This window comes from Streptomyces sp. F001, assembly GCF_004187715.1.
In the GTDB taxonomy this organism is placed as follows: Bacteria; Actinomycetota; Actinomycetes; order Streptomycetales; family Streptomycetaceae; genus Streptomyces; species Streptomyces flavusporus.
In genome coordinates this window covers 1-3,384 of record NZ_QZWF01000124.1, presented here as the reverse complement: position 1 = coordinate 3,384, position 3,384 = coordinate 1, and the positions used below count along the sequence as shown (strand labels likewise).

3 protein-coding genes and 1 pseudogene are annotated in these 3,384 nt (G+C 72.7%); 2 read left to right on the top strand and 2 right to left on the bottom strand.

All coding sequences use genetic code 11. The features are described 5' to 3' along the window. Positions 1 to 274, top strand: a pseudogene (locus tag StrepF001_RS44765) (hypothetical protein); the annotation flags it as partial. 8 nt (positions 275 to 282) lie between these two features. On the opposite strand, the gene StrepF001_RS44760 reads toward StrepF001_RS44765, so the two are convergent. Next, positions 283 to 1,152 (bottom strand): fused MFS/spermidine synthase, encoded by an 870-nt coding sequence (locus tag StrepF001_RS44760; protein ID WP_129803806.1) that lies wholly within the window; start codon positions 1,150 to 1,152, stop codon positions 283 to 285. 55 nt (positions 1,153 to 1,207) lie between these two features. After that, positions 1,208 to 1,621: a hypothetical protein gene (locus tag StrepF001_RS44755; RefSeq protein ID WP_240798010.1), complete on the bottom strand. Its 414-nt coding sequence runs from the start codon at positions 1,619 to 1,621 to the stop codon at positions 1,208 to 1,210. 282 nt (positions 1,622 to 1,903) lie between these two features. On the opposite strand from StrepF001_RS44755, the gene StrepF001_RS44750 reads away from it, so the two are divergent. Beyond that, positions 1,904 to 3,343 carry a hypothetical protein gene (locus tag StrepF001_RS44750; protein WP_129803805.1) on the top strand — a complete coding sequence of 480 codons (1,440 nt, stop codon included), beginning with the start codon at positions 1,904 to 1,906 and terminating at the stop codon, positions 3,341 to 3,343. Positions 3,344 to 3,384 lie beyond the last annotated feature (41 nt).

Here is a 3,384-nt window from a genome sequence, read left to right as displayed (position 1 = left end):
CCCGACCACCAGGGACACGAGCCCCACCCCCACGGCCGCCGCCTCCACCTCGGGAGAGGTCAAGAGCTACGCCACCGAAGGCGGCCGGGTCGTCTTCGATCTCGGCAAGAGCTCCGCGACGCTGGTGTCGGCCACCCCGGACACCGGCTGGTCGATGCAGGTGTGGAAGACAGAGACGTGGATCCGGGTGGAGTTCGGTGCGGGCGCCGAGCGGGTGTCGGTGTTCTGCACCTGGCACGACGGTCCGCCTCGGGTGGAGATCGGCACCTATTAGCTACCGGCTCAGCGGAACACCGACGCCGGTGGTGCGGGGGACGCGACCGCTGCCGCGTCCGTGACCGGTACGGCGCCGCCCGTGAAGTCGGTGAGTGTGCGGCCGTGCTCGACCCGGCCGGGGTGCGGGTCGGAGGCGGCGCGGCGGGTCAGTTCGGCGAGCGGGAGCGGGTGGTCGGAGGCGACGAGGACCGCGTTGCCGAAACGCTTGCCGCGCAGTACGGCCGGGTCGGCGACCAGCGCGAGTTCGGCGAAACGGGCGGCCGCGGTGGCTATCTGGCCACGTAGGTGGGCGAGGGGCGGCCCGTCGGCGAGGTTGGCAGCGTACAGCCCGCCGGGCCTGAGCGCCCTGCGCACCTCGTCGAGGAACTCCGTCGAGGTCAGATGGGCGGGCGTACGGGCCCCGCTGAACACATCGGCGACCACGAGGTCGGCCCAGCCGTCCGGCACCTTGCCGAGGCCTTCGCGGGCGTCCGTGGACCGCACCCGGATGCGGGCGTTCGGCGCCAACGGCAGCTCACGGCGGACCAGTTGGACAAGGGGCGCATCCCCCTCGACGACCTGCTGGGTGGAGCGGGGGCGGGTGGCGGCCACGTAGCGGGCGAGGGTGAAGGCGCCGCCTCCGAGGTGCACGGCCTGAAGGGGTTTGCCGGGCGGGGCGGCGAGGTCGACGACATGGCCGAGGCGCCGCTGGTACTCGAAGGACAGGTACGCCGGATCGTCGAGATCGACGTGCGACTGCGGGGCCCCGTCGATCAGCAGTGTCCAGGCCCGTGCCCGGTCCCGGTCGGGGATCAGCTGAGCGAGTCCACCGTCGACGGTCTCGGCGACGGCTTCGATGGCGGCCTGCGCTCCGCGAGCCTTCCTGGACTTTCCCATTCGGCCATTTTCGCAAGCCGCGAGCGGCCGCGCCCGCCCGGCCGGCCGGCGCACATCAGCGACAGTTGTCCGCCGCCTCGATCATCCGCGCCGCCTCGCCCAGCGCCCGCCTCAGCACCGCCGGATCCGTCGCCAGTTCCGCCTCGTCCGGGGACAGCAGCCACTCCGAACCGGCGGCCTCCGCCTCGCCGGCCGGCGGCTCGGGGGCCAGGCTCAGACCGCGCCCGTTGGTCTGCGTACACGTACTGCCCGGGACGTCCCACGCCGCTGCCGTCCCCGCCGGCACCACGAAGCCGAGGGTGTCGCCGCTGTCGTCGTGCAGGACGGGCCCGACCGCCTCGGCCTCGCCGCGCCGGAGAATGTCGACCGCCTCCAGCCCCTGCCGGGCGGGTACCGTCACAAGATCGCATGCGGGCAGCGGCGTACAAGAATCGATGCTCCGGCTGGTCTCCATCCCGGCCTCCACCACGGAACCCTCCTTGGGCGAGCAGGTCGGGAGTCGGGCGGCTCCCGGTCCACAGGGTTCAACGCCGTGGCGGCGTCAACGGCTACGGCGGAAGTGTGCCGCAAAGGATGGCAGTTCATGGCAGATCACGTATGAGATATCCGGTTTGTAGCTAAACACTGCGTGCCGGTCCCGTCACAGCAGGTACGTTCTTGCCCGCCGGAAATCAGGGCACCACAGTGACCACTCGAGTCAACTCGACCCGGTTCCGGCATGGTTCGACGGTTCGCACGAGAGGACCCGGCCATGGCGTCGTCAACGGTGACCTCGTCCCAGCCCAACCGGCCACCGCGGCCGAACCTCGCCTTCCGGCGTCTGCGCGGCAAGCGCTCGGCCGCCGAGTTCGCCGCGGCGGTCCGTCGGGCTGCCCGGGAGATCGGCGAGCAGGTCAGCTGTGACGCGCGCTACATCGGCCGGGTGGAGGCGGGCGAGATCCGCTGCCCCAACTACGCCTACGAGCGGGTGTTCCTGCACATGTTCCCCGGACGCACGCTCACCGACCTGGGGTTCGCGCCCCGCGCCTCCGTACGCGGACGCGGGGCGCGCACCGCCGCCGACCCGCCCCCCATGCCCATCCCGAGCTCCGCGCCCACCACTGAGGCGCGCGGGGCCCATGAGCCGTATGACACGCAGGACCCGTACGACACGCACATCAACTACGAGGAGAGCGACGTGCTGCGTCGCGCATTCATGACCGGCGGTGGCGCCACGGTTGCCGCCGCCTCACTGGGCCCCTTGGGGCTCACCTTCGACGCGTCGGCCGCGGAGCGCCCCGTGCGCCGGGTCGGGGCGAGCGAGGTGGGCGCCCTCGAAGAAGCCGTCCGCAGGATCCGGCTGCTCGACGACCGGCACGGCGCCGACGGCCTCTACCGGCGCGCGGCGGCACCGCTGCGCGCCGCGTACGCGCTGCTGGACGCCGGCGCCACGCGGCAGGCGACCGCCGACCGCTTGCACTCGGGCGCCGGTGAACTGGCGATCTCCGTGGGCTGGCTGGCGCACGACTCGGGTCGGTTCGACGACGCGCGTTCGCACTACGCAGAGGCGCTCGCGACCGCCCGGATGACCGGAGACCCGGGACTGGAGGCGCACGCCTTCTGCAACACGGCGTTCCTCGCGCGGGACGCCGGGCGCCCCCGCGAGGCGGTGCGCGCGGCGCAGGCCGCGCAGCGCATCGCGCGCCCGCTGGGCTCCGCCCGGCTGATGTCGCTGCTCTCACTGCGCGAGGCGGGCGGCTGGGCGGGGCTCGCCGACCGCACCGGCTGCGCCCAGGCGCTCACCCGCGCGCATGCCCTCTACGAGCGGGGCGCCTCGGATGCCGACCCCGAGTGGATGAGCTTCTACGGCGAGGCCGAACTGGAGGCGCTGGAGGCGCAGTGCTGGTCGACGCTGGGCGACTGGCCGCGGGCGGCGCGGCATGCGCGGCGGGCGGCGCATCTGCAGGATCCGCACTTCAGCAGGAACATCGCGTTGTACACGGCAGAGCTTGCGGATGATCTCGCGCGCGGGGGGCGGCCGGATGAGGCGGCTGTTGCGGGGATGCAGGTGCTGGATCTGCTGGACGAGGTTCAGTCGTCACGGATTCAGGCGATGTTGGCGGGAACGGCTCGGGTGTTGCTGCCGCATCGGCGGGCTTCGGGGGTGGGGGATTTCTTGGAGCGGCATGCTTCTTTGCCGCGGTCCGTTTGAGCGGGCGTCTGGGCTGGGCGGGTTTGCGGGGTGCCCGGCGT

Excerpts from the sequence above, each read along its gene's own strand:
- StrepF001_RS44760 (WP_129803806.1), bottom strand. The coding sequence starts at position 1,152 with ATGGGAAAGTCCAGGAAGGCTCGCGGAGCGCAGGCCGCCATCGAAGCC.
- StrepF001_RS44750 (WP_129803805.1), top strand. The coding sequence starts at position 1,904 with ATGGCGTCGTCAACGGTGACCTCGTCCCAGCCCAACCGGCCACCGCGG.